Source organism: Seonamhaeicola sp. MEBiC01930, assembly GCF_045277075.1.
In the GTDB taxonomy this organism is placed as follows: Bacteria; Bacteroidota; Bacteroidia; order Flavobacteriales; family Flavobacteriaceae; genus Seonamhaeicola.
In genome coordinates, this window is sequence record NZ_CP104270.1 from 3388582 (window position 1) to 3405847 (window position 17266).

The 17266-nt window shown below is 26.2% G+C and carries 19 protein-coding genes; 14 read left to right on the forward strand and 5 right to left on the reverse strand.

Annotated elements, in window-relative coordinates; translation table 11 throughout:
* The 12 genes from N1F78_RS14555 (at position 1) to N1F78_RS14610 (ending at position 11585) form a co-directional block, all read left to right on the forward strand.
* A complete protein-coding gene (locus N1F78_RS14555) occupies positions 1–1098 on the forward strand; it encodes a GNAT family N-acetyltransferase (protein ID WP_406683900.1) in 1098 nt (365 codons plus the stop codon).
* Between the two features lie 33 nt (positions 1099–1131).
* Positions 1132–2031 (forward strand): GNAT family N-acetyltransferase, encoded by a 900-nt coding sequence (locus N1F78_RS14560; RefSeq protein WP_406683901.1) that lies wholly within the window; start codon positions 1132–1134, stop codon positions 2029–2031.
* Positions 2032–2112: 81 nt separating this feature from the next.
* Positions 2113–3084 (forward strand): hypothetical protein, encoded by a 972-nt coding sequence (locus tag N1F78_RS14565; protein WP_406683902.1) that lies wholly within the window; start codon positions 2113–2115, stop codon positions 3082–3084.
* Position 3085: 1 nt separating this feature from the next.
* A complete protein-coding gene (locus N1F78_RS14570; protein WP_406683903.1) occupies positions 3086–4198 on the forward strand; it encodes an ATP-grasp domain-containing protein in 1113 nt (370 codons plus the stop codon).
* A gap of 39 nt (positions 4199–4237) precedes the next feature.
* Positions 4238–5395, forward strand: coding sequence for a GNAT family N-acetyltransferase (locus N1F78_RS14575; RefSeq protein ID WP_406683904.1), 1158 nt, complete (start codon positions 4238–4240; stop codon positions 5393–5395).
* Between the two features lie 7 nt (positions 5396–5402).
* Positions 5403–6599, forward strand: a complete 1197-nt coding sequence (locus N1F78_RS14580) for a GNAT family N-acetyltransferase (protein WP_406683905.1) — start codon at positions 5403–5405, stop codon at positions 6597–6599.
* A gap of 19 nt (positions 6600–6618) precedes the next feature.
* Positions 6619–7791 carry a GNAT family N-acetyltransferase gene (locus N1F78_RS14585; RefSeq protein ID WP_406683906.1) on the forward strand — a complete coding sequence of 391 codons (1173 nt, stop codon included), beginning with the start codon at positions 6619–6621 and terminating at the stop codon, positions 7789–7791.
* Positions 7792–7867: 76 nt separating this feature from the next.
* A complete protein-coding gene (locus N1F78_RS14590; protein WP_406683907.1) occupies positions 7868–8530 on the forward strand; it encodes a methyltransferase domain-containing protein in 663 nt (220 codons plus the stop codon).
* 37 nt (positions 8531–8567) lie between these two features.
* Positions 8568–9086 carry a hypothetical protein gene (locus N1F78_RS14595; RefSeq protein ID WP_406683908.1) on the forward strand — a complete coding sequence of 173 codons (519 nt, stop codon included), beginning with the start codon at positions 8568–8570 and terminating at the stop codon, positions 9084–9086.
* A gap of 61 nt (positions 9087–9147) precedes the next feature.
* Positions 9148–10122 (forward strand): hypothetical protein, encoded by a 975-nt coding sequence (locus tag N1F78_RS14600; RefSeq protein WP_406683909.1) that lies wholly within the window; start codon positions 9148–9150, stop codon positions 10120–10122.
* Positions 10123–10140: 18 nt separating this feature from the next.
* Positions 10141–10479 carry a hypothetical protein gene (locus N1F78_RS14605; RefSeq protein ID WP_406683910.1) on the forward strand — a complete coding sequence of 113 codons (339 nt, stop codon included), beginning with the start codon at positions 10141–10143 and terminating at the stop codon, positions 10477–10479.
* 65 nt (positions 10480–10544) lie between these two features.
* The gene (locus tag N1F78_RS14610) at positions 10545–11585 is read left to right on the forward strand and encodes a hypothetical protein (RefSeq protein WP_406683911.1); all 1041 of its coding nucleotides are present in this window, start codon (positions 10545–10547) and stop codon (positions 11583–11585) included.
* 16 nt (positions 11586–11601) lie between these two features.
* Here N1F78_RS14610 and N1F78_RS14615 read toward each other — a convergent pair whose 3' ends face one another.
* The 3 genes from N1F78_RS14615 to N1F78_RS14625 all read right to left on the reverse strand — a co-directional run bounded on the left by N1F78_RS14615 (position 11602) and on the right by N1F78_RS14625 (position 14889).
* Positions 11602–13053, reverse strand: coding sequence for an MBOAT family O-acyltransferase (locus N1F78_RS14615; protein WP_406683912.1), 1452 nt, complete (start codon positions 13051–13053; stop codon positions 11602–11604).
* Positions 13054–13220: 167 nt separating this feature from the next.
* Entirely contained in the window at positions 13221–13700 is a 480-nt protein-coding gene (locus N1F78_RS14620) for an Lrp/AsnC family transcriptional regulator (RefSeq protein ID WP_406683913.1), read from the reverse strand.
* Positions 13701–13770: 70 nt separating this feature from the next.
* Entirely contained in the window at positions 13771–14889 is a 1119-nt protein-coding gene (locus tag N1F78_RS14625) for a M14 family zinc carboxypeptidase (protein WP_406683914.1), read from the reverse strand.
* A gap of 313 nt (positions 14890–15202) precedes the next feature.
* Here N1F78_RS14625 and N1F78_RS14630 point away from each other — a divergent pair, with 313 nt between their 5' ends.
* Together N1F78_RS14630 and N1F78_RS14635 are read left to right on the forward strand one after the other, a co-directional pair.
* Positions 15203–15586 (forward strand): helix-turn-helix domain-containing protein, encoded by a 384-nt coding sequence (locus N1F78_RS14630; protein WP_406683915.1) that lies wholly within the window; start codon positions 15203–15205, stop codon positions 15584–15586.
* A 35-nt stretch (positions 15587–15621) separates the two neighbouring features.
* The gene (locus N1F78_RS14635; protein ID WP_406683916.1) at positions 15622–15990 is read left to right on the forward strand and encodes a DNA topoisomerase IV; all 369 of its coding nucleotides are present in this window, start codon (positions 15622–15624) and stop codon (positions 15988–15990) included.
* Here the strand turns inward: N1F78_RS14635 and N1F78_RS14640 are convergent.
* Both N1F78_RS14640 and N1F78_RS14645 read right to left on the reverse strand, forming a co-directional pair.
* Positions 15987–16487, reverse strand: a complete 501-nt coding sequence (locus N1F78_RS14640; protein ID WP_406683917.1) for a hydrolase — start codon at positions 16485–16487, stop codon at positions 15987–15989. The two genes, N1F78_RS14635 and N1F78_RS14640, sit on opposite strands and share 4 nt — an antisense overlap.
* A gap of 2 nt (positions 16488–16489) precedes the next feature.
* Positions 16490–17251, reverse strand: coding sequence for an MBL fold metallo-hydrolase (locus N1F78_RS14645; RefSeq protein ID WP_406683918.1), 762 nt, complete (start codon positions 17249–17251; stop codon positions 16490–16492).
* Positions 17252–17266 lie beyond the last annotated feature (15 nt).

Genomic DNA, 17266 nt, shown 5'->3' on the forward strand with positions numbered 1-17266 from the left:
ATGTCATATCCATTTATAGATAAAGTTTTATTTAAAAACACCATCAATGAATTAGGTAAGGAGTATGAATTAAAAAATATAAAAAAGCACGATAAAAGTATTAATTATCTTTCCTATATACCTTTTTATTTAAAAACAATTAATAGCTCATCTTATAAAACTTTTTCATTTAAAAGGTTTAATGGATTTGCTATTAAAATTGAAAAATTTAGTTCACTTGAGACCTTTATGTCTGAACAGTTTGGCGCTAAAAGTAGATCCAAAATAAGATCTAATATAAAAAGACTAGAAACATGCTTTGATATTAAATACAAGATGTATTTTGGTAGCATAACCAAACAGGAGTATGACTTTTTATTTTTTGAATTAAAAAAAATGATTGAAAGAAGGTTCTCTCAAAGAGGAGATGAACATCAAGCAATTAAAGATTGGGAATTATATGAACAAAGTCTTTTTAGTTTGATTAGAAACAAAAAAGCCTCTTTTTTTGTAATTTACAATCAAGAGACTCCTATTGATATATGCGTAAATTACCTTTACCAAGATATTGTCATTGATTACATTAGAGCCTATGATATTGATTATGCCAAATTTAGATTAGGGTATATTGACATTGCAAAACAATTAGAATGGTGCTTTAAAAACAATTATAAAATATTTGATTTAGGTCATGGAGACCTAAGGTATAAAAGACAATGGTGTAATAATATTTATAAATGTGAGAATCAAATAACATTTAACAACAAATATTTTCCAAATATTATATTTGGAAACTTAATAGCTTTTATGTATTTAATAAAGTCTAATTATTTCAATAAAAATGATTTGGAGATACAAGACACTACCAAAAGAAATTCAGTTAGTAGCAAAAAAAATATAATAATAACTAATAATCAAAAAGAAGATGTTATTAAGGATACTTATAAATTAATTAAACTTAAAAATGAAGATTATTCATTCTTAAGAAAAATTGTTTATGACACCCTGTATATAAAAAAAATTCATTTAAGTGAGATAAACATATATGAAATGGAAAAAAAAGTCACCTATTTTTTAAAAGACAAATCTGGTATAACTAAAATTCACTTTTTAAAATAAGAAACCTCCTAAACTGTTTAACGATTAAATTTAATGGCAAAAACAAATAAATTTAAATTTCTCGATAATCATAACACTATTATCCCCCAGTTTTATGAGAGTATATCTATTAATAATAAAAATATTTTAAACAAACAATCAGAAGTTGAAGATACCCTAAATAGAGTATTAATAGTTAGTTTGCACCCAACATATTTGGAAACTTATATAAAAAATCAAAGTGCATATATCCATAAAAAAATCAAACAAATTGGTCCAGAGGGTGCTGGGATGCTTTTTGATGAGAATTACACCGTTGATTCATATTTAAATAAATTTACGAAAAGACAACTTCGTAAAAATCTGCGTAGAGCAATTAGTAGTCTTGAACAAAGTTTTGAGATTTGCTATGAATATAATTATGGAAATATAACCAAAGAGAAATGTGATTCATTAACGACCTCATTATTTAATATGATTAATATGAGGTTTGAAGAGAAGAAAACCAAAAACCTTTTTATTCAAAATTGGGAATCTAACACTAAGAACTTATATAACCTAATTAATCAAAAAAAGGCATCTTTATTTGTAGTTTATGCGGATAAAAAACCTATTAGTATATCACTAAACAGGCATTTTAGTAATAGTATTCTTTATAGTGAAAGTCATTCTTATGATTTAGATTATAGCCAATTTAGTTTAGGTCATCTAGATAATTACCTTCTATTAAAATGGTGTTTGGAGAATAACTATGATTTTTTAGATTTAGGAATGGGAGCCTATGATTATAAAAAAAAATGGTGTAATACTTCTTATTACTTTAACTATCATATGTATTATGAAAAAAACTCGATATGGGCAAGAATTATTGCTCAATTTGAAATGTTAAAAATGAAGACAAAAAACTCCATTAAATCATTACTTCTAATCTTTAAAATAAATATAAACGAATAATATTTGAGTATTTGAATTCCCTGGTGGTTGCAAATTATTAGAATAGGAGAAAAAAAATCAAGGTTATACGAATTTAAAATTATGAAAACACTAATCTTAAAAATAATACTTTACGCTTTTTTAATTCTAATATTTCTTGAAATAATAACACGAGTATTTCATTTACATCAAGAATCACCTCAGTTTATTATTAATAACTCTAATATTAAAACCTATGCGCCGAATCAATCTGGATATTATACCGTTGGAAATAGACGTATGAATATTTCTAAATATCATATAAACGATTCTGGTTTTAATTCTTATCGCGAATTCGTACCATCTACTGATAATATAAACCTAGCCATAATTGGTGATTCTTTTATTGAAGGTTTTCATCAAAACTACTATAACTCAATAGGAATAAAAATAGAAAACAAACTTAATAATGAAGTAAGTGTTTTTGAATATGGTCATGCAGGTTATGATTTAGCAGACCAGCTACATCTAATAGCCACATATAAAGACATATTTGAAAAGATGGATTTAATAGTTATATATTTAAAATTTGAAAACGATTTAACAAGAAATGTATACGAACCTGATCAGTATTGGATTGACACCCAATATTATGCTTTTTCAAAGATAAAAAAGAATATAAAGCTCGTAGGCTATTTAGAATCCATTGGGTGGCTAGATAATTTAAGGAACTTAAAACATAAATTCAAAACCCCAAATAAACCTAATTCTTTTGTTGACAAAGAGAATCAAAATTTGAAAAAAGTAAAACATCAAGAATACATTAATAATTTTAAAGAACTGGTTAAAAAGTTTGGTTTTAATAAGAATAAAACCATATTCTTAATTGACGTTAGAAATACTAACAAAATCTTTTTAAACCATTTGCTAGATAAGAACTATAAATATTTAGATTTTGGGAATGCAATGGAATCATCAAAAAAACCAACAACTTTAATTTTCGATATGCATTGGAATAATAAGGGTAGAGAAGTTATATCTAAAACAATTGTAGATTATATTGTTAATCAAGGGTTAATACAAAAAAAAGATTGATATGAATATATTAATTCCAGATGCTGAAGAAATTGGATTATGTTTTGGAGTTTTGCATTGTTTACATGAAATTGACAATGTTAATGTTTATGCATTATCAAGCGAAGATAACACGTTAAAATACACTCGGTATTTAAAAAAACTTGTATTATATAAAAAACAGAACATTGAAGAGTTTAATTTCGTTTCTATCATAGAAAACGCTGTTGAAAATTTTAAAATAGACTTAGTTATTCCTGTAAGTGATAGCGGCAACCTGCTTCTTATTAGAAACAAACATGTTTTTAGTTTTAAAAACAAAATCATATTACTTCCTAATATTGAAACATATGAAGTTAGTACCAATAAATACTTGCTTTATAAACATTTAGTAAATAATAATATCCCCTGCCCCCTAACCATAATATATAATAAATCATTGGATTTAGAGGGCTTAACTTTTCCAATAATTATTAAACCTTTAAAAGAATCTCATGGTGGTTCTGGTATAAAGAAATTTGAATCTATTACTGAGTTTAATAATTACATTGAATCTTCAAAAATCAATAATGATTTTATTATTCAAAATTATATAAATGGTTACGATATAGATTCTAGTGTGCTATGTGAAAATGGTGAGATTTTAGCTTATACCATTCAAAAAGGAAACATGAATGGAGAAACAGATTTTTCAGCTCAAATTGGCGTTGATTTTTTGTATGAAAAACAGATTCATGAAACAGTTAAGCATTTAATGAAATCTCTTAACTGGAATGGAATAGCACATATTGATTTAAGGTATGATAGTAAAGATAACAACTTTAAAGTAATAGAAATTAATGCAAGATATTGGCAATCATTAGAAGGATCTTTAGTTGCAGGCATTAACTTTCCTAAATTGCATATTCTTACCAATCAAGGAATCAAGTTTCCTATACCAAAATATAAACAAATAAAATATTTAAGCGATGAGGGTTTTTACAAAAAAATAAAAAATGATAAAAGCTATTTGTTTAAATTTAAATTCTTGTGGCATAATACTAATTTAAAGTATGACTTAAAAGACCCTATTATGATTATCTATTCTTGTTATCTGTTTTTTTTAAACGTATTCAGGAAAGTGAAGAAAAGTTAACATAAAGTGTAACTAAATTAATTAAGTAAATAAACACAGTTGATAAGAAAAGATTTTTACACAGATATTTTAGAGAAAGAATGTATTGATAGTTTATTTTCATATGTCTACAACCTTGAAACAAAATCAATTGTATCATCTTCTAACTCTAATAATTTAATCAAGAATAAGCTTTTAATCCTAAGTGAGGTGCCAAATTATTTAAGTACCACCTTAATCTCATTACCTAAGAGTATTAAAAGAAAAATTGTAAATACTTATGAAGGGTCATTAATAAATATTTGTGATTATAATAACATTGATGAATATTTAAAGAAAGAAATAAGCTCTCAAAGACGTTCTAATATAAAAAGATGTTATAAACGGCTAGATACTTGTATTCAGCCTACTTATAAAATGTACTATGGAGATATTGACCAAAGTCAATATGACAAGATTTTTAATGACTACAAGTTAATGCTTAAAAGGCGATTGGCTCAAAAAAATTCATATTGGGAAGAACTGGACTACTGGGAAGAACGCTACAAAAAGACCTATAAATTAATAAATGAAAAAAAAGCGGCGATTTTTGTTATTTATAATGGACATGAACCCATTTCAATTTATATAAATACCATTTTTAAAAAAACGATTTACATTGAAGTAATAGCTTATAATATAGACTACTCAAAGTTTAAATTAGGTTTTCTTACCCTTACCAAAGTTATTGATTGGTCTATAAAAAACGACTTTGAAATTATAGACATGTCTAAGGGGGACTTCTATTACAAAGAGCGTTTTAGAAATGGATCTTATAAATTTCAAAACCACATTATTTATGATTCTTCAAGTATTTTAATTTCTATTAAAGCACAACTATTGTATTTAAAATTAAAATCTATATATAAGATTCTTCCATTAGCCAAGAAATGGAAAATAAATAGAATTTATAAAAAGTACTTTGTAAGGAAGAAAATAGATTATAAAAATTCAAACATCGTTTCTATCGATATCCAAAAACAAGAAGAACCTATTAATGAGTTTGATTTAAAAAAAATCGACATAAATAATTCTAATTATTCTTTTCTAAGGCAATATTTTTTTGATTATCTATTTTTAAATTTTGAATTTATACATGACGTTACTGTATATCATGATAATAAGAGTACATTTTTCTTTAAAGGGAGAAAGAGTGTTCAAAAAAACACATTAAAATAATTTTATAATGAAGTTAATAGAATCAGATGATTTTTATTATGATTTTCATGAAAATGGAATAATTCCTCCGTATATCTCTAATTTATTTTTAAAGCATTCAGGGGTTTTGTTCTACGAAAATAAAAAGGGCGGAAAAAACATTGGTAATTTACCATTAGTATACTATCTAGGAGTGGTGCCTTCTTATATTGATATAAGCTTGTTTAATAAAGATAATTATAACTTAAAAAAAATAAATGAAAGAGAAAATGTTGGAAATGCAATTTCCATAAACTCATATAATAATATTAATGAATATTTAAAAAGCCATTTTAAAGCCAAATATAGATCTAATATAAACAGGTATGTAAAACGCCTTGAATCCTCATTTAATATTACACATAAAATGTACTTCGGAGAGATTAAAAAAGAAAAATTTTACTTTCTTATGAACACTTTAAAGTCAATGCTAGAGGTTAGGTTTTCGCAATTAAAAAAAACAAACTTTACACTACTTACATGGAAAGATAACTATGAGAGTTATTTTCAACTTATTAAAACAAAAAAAGCTTCCTTAAGTGTAATATATGATAACGAAATACCAATTGATATTTCTTTTAGTTTTCATTTTAACAATATTCTTTTTTCATCCACTTCTTGTTTTGACGTTGATTATTTAAAATTTGGTTTAGGAAATATCTCAATTTATAAAGAATTAGAATGGTGTATAAAAAACAACTATGATGTTTATGACATGACTTTTGGAATGTTAGAGTACAAAAGAAAATGGTGTGATTTAAATTATGTTTTTGAAAGTCATATTTATGCAAAAAAAGGCAATATAAATTCCTATTTAATTTCGAAATTTCTTTCGGCAATTATTGGTTTTAAAAATTTACTAAAGTTAATTAAAGCCCATATCTTATTAGAGATATTTCAGGCTATCTATTTAAAGTTTAAATATAAAGGTGAATTGAGCATTAATAATAAGTCAATAAAATATAAAATTGAAAATATTGATACAACAAACAACATAGAAAAACTTAAGGAAATTAATTACCAAAAAGCAAGCTTTAAACAATTAAAAAAGCCTCTTTATGATTTTTTATACACAGCTAATGAAAACATTTCAAATATTAAAGTTTATAAATCAGAAAATAGTAATCAAACCTATTTTTTTTATGGCAACAAGAAAATAGCGAAATTGGTAATAGACATTTCTTAAAAACTATAAATTAAAATTAGTGAATAAAACTACTTTCTACATATCATTAACTCAGGAAAATTCAGTCCCCTCTGCCTATATTAAATTAATAAGTCAAATTGACAATTCCGTCTTTTTTAATGATACTAAAAAAGATGAACCAGGGGACTCCTTAAATGCACATAGCATATCGTTGTTCCCTGATTATTTGGAACCACATTTTCGTAATCATAAAAAGTTATGTATTAAAAAAATTCCTCAATTAAAAATAACTGGTTATGCCATTAAAATAGACTCTCCAGGAGATATTAAAACATTCTTACAAAGTAATTATAAAAAAAAGTTTAGAAATAATATCAATAGGTTTTTAAACCGATTTGAAACTTGTTTCACGCCTACTTATAAAATGTTTTATGGAAAAATATCCCAGAAAGAATATGATTTCCATATGAGTGAGTTAAAAACGATGCTGGAAAAAAGGTTTAATCAAAAAAACACTAAAACTCATGTTTTGCTTGATTGGGAATACTATTTAGAAGATACATTTCCCTTGATAAATTCTAAAGAAGCTTCAATGTTTGTTATATATGTTAATCAAAAACCAGTACATATTTGTATTAATTTCCACAGAAAAGATGTCATGTTTATATCTGTACCATCTTATGATATAGATTTTGAAAAATTTGCATTAGGTAATATTTCCATATATAAGCTGCTAGAGTGGTCCTTAGCTCAATCGTGCAAGCTATTAGATATGGCCTATGGTGATCTTGAATACAAGCGTAGATGGAGCAATTATTTTTATGGTTTTGAGCAGCATATTTTATACCCTAAAGGGAATATTTTAAAGAAAATAATAGCACTAAGAGAAGTTCTATTAATAAATTTAAAAAACAAATTAAAAGAAATAAATGCTGATGGTATAAGGAAGAAAATCAAAAACAATTTGAACAAAAAAGCTAAAAACAATTCATTTTCATACTCATTAGCGGAAATTGAAAATATTAATTTAAGTAACTTCAAAAAAATTAATTTTATAGAAAATGCGTCTAATGAATTTGGATTAAGAAAAATTGTTTTTGATTTTTTATATAGTCATAGACTAAATATGAATGAAATTGCCGTTTATAAACCTACAGAAAAAAACACTTTTTATTTGAACTCAAAAGGTTCTTTATACAAAATATTAATTAGAAACGGTAAAACCAAATAGTTTACAGTACAACGAATTAAAAATTAAAATAATTTATTAAAGACTAAATTTAAATGTTTATATATTTTATGAAACTATGAAGTTAAATCTTAAATCAAAAACAATAATAAAGGCTAAAAGTATAATACGTACAATATACTGGGAGGTGTTTGATTCTTATAGTAAGTTCATTGAGTTCTTTCAAGCTATGCTAGAAAAAAGAAAAGGACTTGATTTTGCTACTCAAGTAAATGATAGGCAATTAGGTTATAAACAAAGCCCTTATCAAAGCTATCAAACTGGTGGTATGAAAAGATTAATAAAAATCCTTGAAAAATTGAAAATAAATAAAAATGATTCTGTACTAGATGTAGGCTCAGGTAAAGGTAAAAGCCTTTATACTTTAACCAAATTCCCTTTTAATAATGTTGATGGGGTTGAAATGTCCTCGGAATTATGTGAAATTGCCAAAAATAATCTTGAAAAATTAAATGTAAATATGAATAGAATTAATATTTACATAAGCGATGCCACATTATTAACTAATTTGGATAAATACAATTATTTTTTCCTCTCAAACCCATTTAATGGGGCTCCAATGGAAACTTTTATTGAAAACGTAAAAAAAAGTTACTACAGCGTACCTAGAAAAATAGTTGTTATTTATTTTTATCCATGGTGTAATAATATGTTTATAAATTCAGGTATTTTTAAGGAATATATGAGTTTTAAAAGATATAAAGTTTATAAAACAAAATAAATGTAAAATAATTAATCTTTAGTTTCCTTTTTAAAAAATGAAACACTTAAAAAGCATATATCCAACACTTATCGCAACCTTTATATTGGTTCCAAACATTTATACAATTATTTTAGGTATAGAAAGCTTTCCTTATACTTGTGCTCCAATGTTTGGACACTATATCAATGATGAAACAGATTTGTATTTACTAAAATTTGAAGGAGAAACTGTTTCAAATAAAATTGATTTAAAAGATTATTATGGAAGGCCTGAAGACCACTTTATTAGGCATTTTTTTAGTAAAGTTTATGGGTCTACTCAAAATATTTCTCCATTTAGTAATAGGTTAACTGAAAATGAGATTTTTTTTAACCAACGTATGAATAGTTTTTTTAGAAATTTCAGCAACTATTTAAATGAAAAACAAAACCTTGAACTATTAAAAATTAATTTAATGGTAAAAAAAGTAAATTCAAAAAGACAAAACTTGAGTGAATTTGAAATAATTGGATTTTATAGCATAGAAAAAGGCAAATATTACTCTTTGTATGAAAATAATAGGGCAAATTTATAGTATTACCAAATTTTTCTTAAACCAACCTTTAAGTATATTAAGATTTTGCCTTTCAATTTTAATGGGTAAAAAATTGCTTAATGAACTTTATTTTATCTTTGATTTAGACAACAATTTACAATATGAATATTCAAATACTTATTTTTTAAATTTATTACCTGATTTTTTTCTCCATCTCAATAACGACTTATTTTATCATTTAAAATATATAGTTATAGTTACAACCATTTGTGCTTCAATTGGTTTTCTTGGACGTTTTGGTTTGTTAATCCTGGCATTTTTAAGCTTTTACATCCTAGGAATTACTGAAGGACTCGGAGTATTTGACCACCATCTTTCATTACCTAGTCAGGTTATTTTAATACTAGCTTTGGTTCCTGGAACCATGAAAATATCCTTAGACTACGCAATATTAAGATTACATAAAATACTAAAAAAGAAACCATTAAAATATTCTATTAATCCCAAATGGAGTGTTAACTTAATTCTATTGTTACTTATTATAACCTATTTTACAGCTGGAGTATCAAAGTTAAGATATGGTAATGGTATTAAATGGTTAGATGGATCAACACTCAGTTTTTATTTAAAGGAAAGGACCTTAAAATATAATGAAGGAGATATTCAATTAATAATTGGTAATAATGATATTGCAAAAAATGATAAATGGAAAGATAAATTTGGTTTTATTGCTCATACATATGGAAACTTTCAAACATTGAAGCTAAATAACAAAATTGCTGATTACATTGCCAACAATAAATTATTAGTAATTACCCTATCTATTGGATCTCTTTTATTTGAATTACTTGGATTTATAGTATTTATAAATTCAAAATACAGAAATATTTATTTGTTTTCTGCAATATTATTCCACCTATCAATTGGAGCTTTAATGGGTATATCATTTAGACAATATCGCTTAATATGTTTTTGCCTTATAGATTGGAACTCCTTATTCAAATATTGTTATAAGAAATTAAGTGTTTTTAAATTTTTAAAACAGAAACTAGAAATTTTAAAAATGCCTACATAAAAATTAAAGACTTTTAAAATGAAATTAAGATTAATTATTGGAGCCCTATTTCTTATCTTACAAATTGCAGGAATTGTTTATTCTAGATTTACACCTTTACGATTTTTTTGTTGGGCACCATATGATATTCAAACAAAATTTGAAGCAACTGGCAAAATTAATGGCAAAATATTAAATTCTGACCAGCTTAAAGAAAGGTACAAGTATAAGATGAGCGGCTGGGAACAACGATCTATTTTTAATATTTTTTCTCTGATTGAACAATATGAATCAACTTATGGTAAAAATGACAAAGCTGAAATAACAATAAAATATTCTATTAACGGTCATCCTGAAAAAATATGGATTTTAAAATAAAAAACAGTCTATTCATAAAGCTTCTAAAATTTGAGAACACACCTATGCACCCTAACTTATTGTTAATGTGTAAACTTTTAGTTCTATTGCTTATTTATCATGGCTATATAGATAAATTGATTGATCCTTTCATTCCTTTCATTCCTTCACTAGATATTTTTAACAGTTTTCCAGGTGTTTTCAAGAACACTATGCGCTTTCTGTTTGCTATGGCTTCTGTTTCATTATTTTTTAATTTTAAAACCCGAACATCTAGTCTTATTTTGGGTTGTGTTGTAATAATTTCAATACTGGCATCTATACCAAATTACTATAATCATATTTTGATTTGTGGATGTGCCTTAGTTCTTGCAGGATTAAGTAATCGTAAATCTGTTCCATACCTTTTAATTTTACAGTTAAGTTTGGTGTATTTTGGGGCTTCATTACATAAAATATTAGATGCAGATTGGTGGTCTGGTGATTTTATGCATAATTGGCTTTTTAATGCCCGCAATAATACTTTTTATATATACTTTTATAGTCATATGCCAAATCTTATTCTTGCCAAATTTTTATCTATTACTGCATTTACAACAGAATTAATGATAGCTATATTATTATTATTTAAACAATTTAGAATTAAAGCTGTGTGGTTTATTATTGTTTTCCATATGACATTGTTTTCATTCACAATGATTAGATTTGGTCATTTTATTGACTCTTTATTAATTGTTTTAATAGGTTTTTTAAATTGGCCTAAAAAAGAATTAGTTATAAATTTTAAAAGTAATAAAATGAAATCATTTCGAAAATTAATTTCCTTTTTCGATTTTGATAATAAAATAGTCTGGATAGAGAACCGTAAATTAAAGGAAAATATTATTAAGCTCAATAAAGATGGCAACATAACTAATAATATTAATGCAATAAAAGAAATTTTATTATACAGCCCTTCTTTTTATATTTTACTTTTTATATTTGATTGCATAATTGGAACCTATTTATCTTCAATAAACTGGAAATATGATTATGGTATAAGTTTGTTTATCGCTTGGTTCCTAATTCTATTTTTTTCACCCCTATCAACTAAGTTTATTAATGCCTTATTTTTTAAGGAAAAATAAATAATAAAGTATTTTATTAGAATTGGAAATAAATAAAAGATCTATCAACTCCATCATCATAAAATAAAATCATTCCTAAAATAACTAATGCATAGACAAAAAAGCGAACAAATTTATTTTTAAACTTAAATGGAGAACGCTCATCTTTCCTAATCCTATATTCGTATAATGTAAATACAGCTATTAGCAAATAATAATCAATCATCCTATATCCCATAGGATGATTATAGACTTCAAATGAAAAGTTAGTAAAAATATTTTTTATAAATTCAAAAGCAGCCGTAATAGATTCTGATCTAAAAAATATTCTTGAAAAAGTAACAATGCCAAATGTTAATATCATTTGACCAATCTCAATAAATGATGGAAAGAAAGAGTTCTCACCTACTACATTGTTTTTATAAATGGTATTTCTTCCAAGTAAAAAAACAGGTATAAAAGCCAAAGCATGAAAAGCTCCCCAGAAAATAAAAGTCCAATTTGCTCCATGCCAAAATCCACTTACCAAAAATATTATAATAATATTCCTTACCGACTTAAGCTTACTTACTCTGGATCCACCCAAAGGTATATATATATAATGCCTAAACCAAGTTGAAAGCGATATGTGCCACCTCTGCCAATATTCTGCAACATTCCTTGAAAATGCAGGGAATTTAAAATTAGACATAAGTTCTATACCGAACAATTTTGCCGTACCTATTGCTATATCAGAATACCCACTAAAATCTCCATATACTTGAAAACTAAACAGGGTTACACCTAATATTAAAGTTGAAGCAGGATAAGTAGAATAATTCATAAAAATATCATCAACAATTGGAGCCAATGAATCTGCAATAACTACTTTTTTAAACAACCCCCATAATATCAACTTTAGTCCTTCTACACATTGATTATATTTAAAAACTCTTTTGTTTGTAATTTGAGATAATAAATTTGAGGCTCTTTCAATTGGACCCGCGACTAGTTGTGGAAAAAAACTAACAAAGGCTGCAAATGATAAAAAATCTTTAGTAGGATTTAAACGCTTATAATATATATCAAAGGAGTAAGACATGGTTTGAAATGTATAAAATGAAATACCCACTGGTAATATAATTTTAAGTGTCCATGAACTCTTAATACTATACCCAAAAGTATTAAACATATCTACCCAAGAATCAACAAAAAAATTGTAATATTTAAAAAAACCTAATAAACCTACATTAAAAATAACACTTGTCCACAACCAAAATTTTCGTTTAGAATCTTTACTATTAGAATAAATTCTCTGACCAACAAAAAAATCTACTGTAGTACTTAAGAATATTAAAGAAAGGAATCTCCAATCCCACCAACCATAAAAAACATAACTAACAACAAGTAAAAAAGCATTTTGAAGTTGGAGTTTCTTTTTAAACACCAGCCAATAAAGAAAGAAAACGAATGGAAGAAAAATAAAAAACTCTATAGAATTAAATACCATATACGGCTATATAAAAATTCAAACTCAAATATCGAACAATTAAGCACTGACTTCCAAATTTTTCTTTAAATTACCAAAATATATACTTAAAAAGCATAATTATTATAATTACAAAAAAAAGCCCTTAATTAAGGGCTTTAAAACTTTTTATAAATACTCTAATTTTATTACAAATCATTAAAAATAGAATGCATTAAACGCTTTTTATCATTTATACTTTCTTCTAATGATATCATAGTTTCAGTTCTATAAACTCCTTCAATGTCATCTAAAAGAAAAATAACCTCTTTTGCATGCTCTGTACTTCTGGCCCTAACTTTACAAAAAATGTTAAATTTTCCTGTAGTAATATGAGCTACCGTAACATAAGGAATTTCATTTATTCGTTCCAAAACAAATTTTGTTTGAGAAGTATTATTAAGGTAAACCCCAACATAGGCAATAAATGAATAACCAAGTTTTTTATAATCTAGCATTAAAGAAGACCCTTTAATGATTCCTGATTCTTCCATTTTTTTAACACGAACATGAACCGTACCTGCTGATATTAATAATTTCTTTGCTATGTCTGTGAATGGAATTCTTGTATTATCTATTAGCATATCAAGAATTTGGTGGTCTATTTCGTCTAATTTCATTTTAGCCATAATTGATTATTCTTAAATAAAAATCAAAATTAATACATTTTTATTAAAGATTACACATAATCGATGCATTTTATTTTGGGATTAATGCGATTTTCTCATTTATTAATATTACGAAAACGTTTTCGTTACCTACTTGTAACTTTTTCCTTTCAATATTGAATACACTTTCTCCTTTTGCATCCAATTCCTTATGACCATAAAAAGCTTCTAACTTCTCAATTTTTTCAATAATTGGAACAAACTTCAAACTATTACCACACAAGGTCTCCTTAAATTGTATACCTATATCTACCAACCCTTCTTTAGAGTAACCACTAACATTCCTAATAATAATATCTAGAAAACACTTCTCATTTTCAGGAATATTATAGTAAAACTTATAATTACTACCATCAATATTATTTTTTGAAATATAATCTAATGACTTTATATAAGAAGAGTAAATTAACTCCCTAGTATACTCTCTGTCATAATCGCCTTCATAGTGACCTGCTTCAAATAAAATAGTTGGTACATTTTCACTCTGAAACGTATCTCCTACACAGTTTAGATTAAATGCATCATCATAAACTCCCACTTGCTTTGGTATAACATTCTGCAGCGCCTTATTCATTACCGCAATAACCTCCATGGCTATTTTTCTATTTGGGGTAACTGAACAAATCTCATCTTGAGCTGGAGATAAAAACGATACAGTTGCAGACTTATTAGTCTTACCAGCACTAAAAATTGTACGCTGCCCATGTAAATTATAGCAGTAATGTGGCTTAAATTCATTAAAAACATTTCTCAGTACCAAACTTTCTGGCTGCGTTAAATTCTGTGCATCTCTATTTAAATCTACTTCATTTGCATTTATTCTTGTATAAACCCTAGCTCCATCTGGATTCAATATTGGAATTATATACAAAGTACATGCCTTTAAAATATAATCCAGGTTAGTGTCATCTTTTAAAGAATTAAATAAATCAAACAATGCTTTGGTTGTGGTAGATTCATTTCCATGCATTTGTGACCACATCAAAACTCTTTTATTTCCGTTACCTAATTTAACACCATAAATTGGTTCATTTAATACCGATTTACCAATAGTATCAACTGACCATAAATCAACAAAATTTTTAAGCAATGGTTCTATATTATCATTAGTAATATATCTACCAAAAAGGGCTTTTTCCTTGTGGTTCAAAAATAGATTTTTTAATTCTTCTATATCCATCATATTTATTTAAAATACAAATGTAAACATTTACAATTTTACAAATGTAAACAGCTAAATTTATATGTTTTGATTACAATTGTATACAGAAATAATAAGTTTTTATCACAAAACTCGATTAATCAACATAAAATATATTTATCTACTTATTAATCAGTATATTATATGTTATAATATAAAGTTTTAAATTAATTTATATACATATTTGTTAGCACTAAATCTTTTAATTTAAATACTATTTGTTACATTTGTAAAACAATATTTTTACTAGCGCCAATTTACAATGATAAACACAATAGAATTTGCTAAAAGACTAAAAAAAGTAATGGAGCACCACAGTGAATCTGCATCTTCTTTTGCTGAAAAAATTGAGGTGCAGAGGTCTAGTATTTCTCATATTTTATCTGGCAGAAATAAGCCTAGTTTAGAGTTTGTTTTAAAAGTGCTTTCCTCCTATCCTGAGGTTGAACTATATTGGTTACTAAACGGGAAAGGTTCTTTTCCTTCAACCCAAAATAATGTTGAAGCAAAAAATGAAATTGAAGAAGTTGTTTCTGAACACGAAAAAGCACTTAAAGCAAAATCTGAAATTAATGTTGATGATAAAACAATAGAACGTATTGTTATTTTTTATTCAGATGGAACTTTTAAAAATTTTAATAATTAACTTTCTTTAGTAGTTTTGTATTGAAATTTAATTCTATGCGTTTTTTATACTTGTTTCTTTTTTTAAACTTTTTCAACTGTTATAATATTGAAAGAAACTGTACAGATTTTAAAACTGGCGAATTTCATAGCGAAGTTATTATTAACAATGAAATATTTAAATCTGAATTTGTTAGAACCAAAAACCTGCAAATTGAAAGATATAACAACAAGATTGATTCTTCTCAATTACGATGGATAAATGACTGCGAGGTAGTATTTAAAACCATAAACCCAAAAAATCTAGCAGAAAAAAAAGATATTCATTTAAAAATACTAACTACTACTGATAGTTCTTATACATTTGAATATTCTTATGTTGGAGAAACTAAAAAACAAAAAGGAATTGCTTACAGGACAAACTAATCAAAAGGATAAAGAAATGATTCTACCAAATTAAAAGCAACCTGATTGTTTTTATCTATTTCATAAACCAATAAAACTTCACCCCAAAATTCCCCATCCGAAAAATCTGCAATAATCCATTTATGATTTAACAGTTTTACGGTGTTAATCATCATTTTACGTCCTTCACTAGAACCATAAGGCACAATTGGATGCTCTCCCTTTACCTCATTTAACTCATACAACCTGTCTTTTATCAAGGGAATTAATTCATTAATTCTAAAGCCTTCTTCTTCAAAATAACTAATAGCATCCTCGTTTCTAGCTAAATTAAAATGTGAAGCCTCTAAAAACGCATCCTGAATACTGTTCAAAGAATCTTTATATCTTTCAAGCCTGGTATCCTTTTTTTCCATTCTATTATTTAAATCTTCAAAAATGCGCTTAGAGTTTACATATTGAAACAACACAAGAAGCATTGAAAAGATAAACAAATAAATAAAAATTCTTTGTTTCATAATTATATGGTTATTTGTAATTCGTCATAGGCCAAAAATACATTATCCGGAAGCTCTCTTTCAACCTCATCATGAAAACCTAAAAAATGACTTATATGAGTTAAATATGCCTTTTCTGGATTTACTTTCTCTATAAATTCTAAGGCTTCTTTTAAATTAAAGTGGGAATGATGTGGTTCTATACGCAATGCATTAACCACCAAAACCTTCACATTTATAATTTTTTCAATTTCCTTTTCACTAACAGTTTTCATATCTGTTAAATATGCAAAATTGTTAAACCTAAAACCAAAAACTTGTAATTCGCCATGCTTTCCTTTTATAGGAACTACCTTTAAACTACTTATTGAAAACACCTCGTTCTTAAGTCTGTTCAAAATCACTCCAGGAGCGCCAGGATACTTATTCTTAGTTTTAAACACGTAGTCAAATCTTTTTTTAAGCGATTTTAACACGCGCTTATGCCCATAAACATGAATATCACCTTGTCTAAAATAAAAAGGCCTAATATCATCTAACCCCATAACATGATCAGCATGTTCATGAGTAAACAAAATACCATCTAATTGTTCACAGCCTGCCCTAAGCATTTGAAACCTAAAATCGGGACCACAATCAATCACATAAGCAAACTCATCCCATTCAACTAAAACTGAAACGCGTAATCTTTTATCTTTGGGATTTTCACTTAAGCAAACTGGGTGCTTACTTCCAATTACCGGAATACCTTGTGATGTACCTGTACCTAAAAATGTTACTTTCAACAGCATTATTGTTTA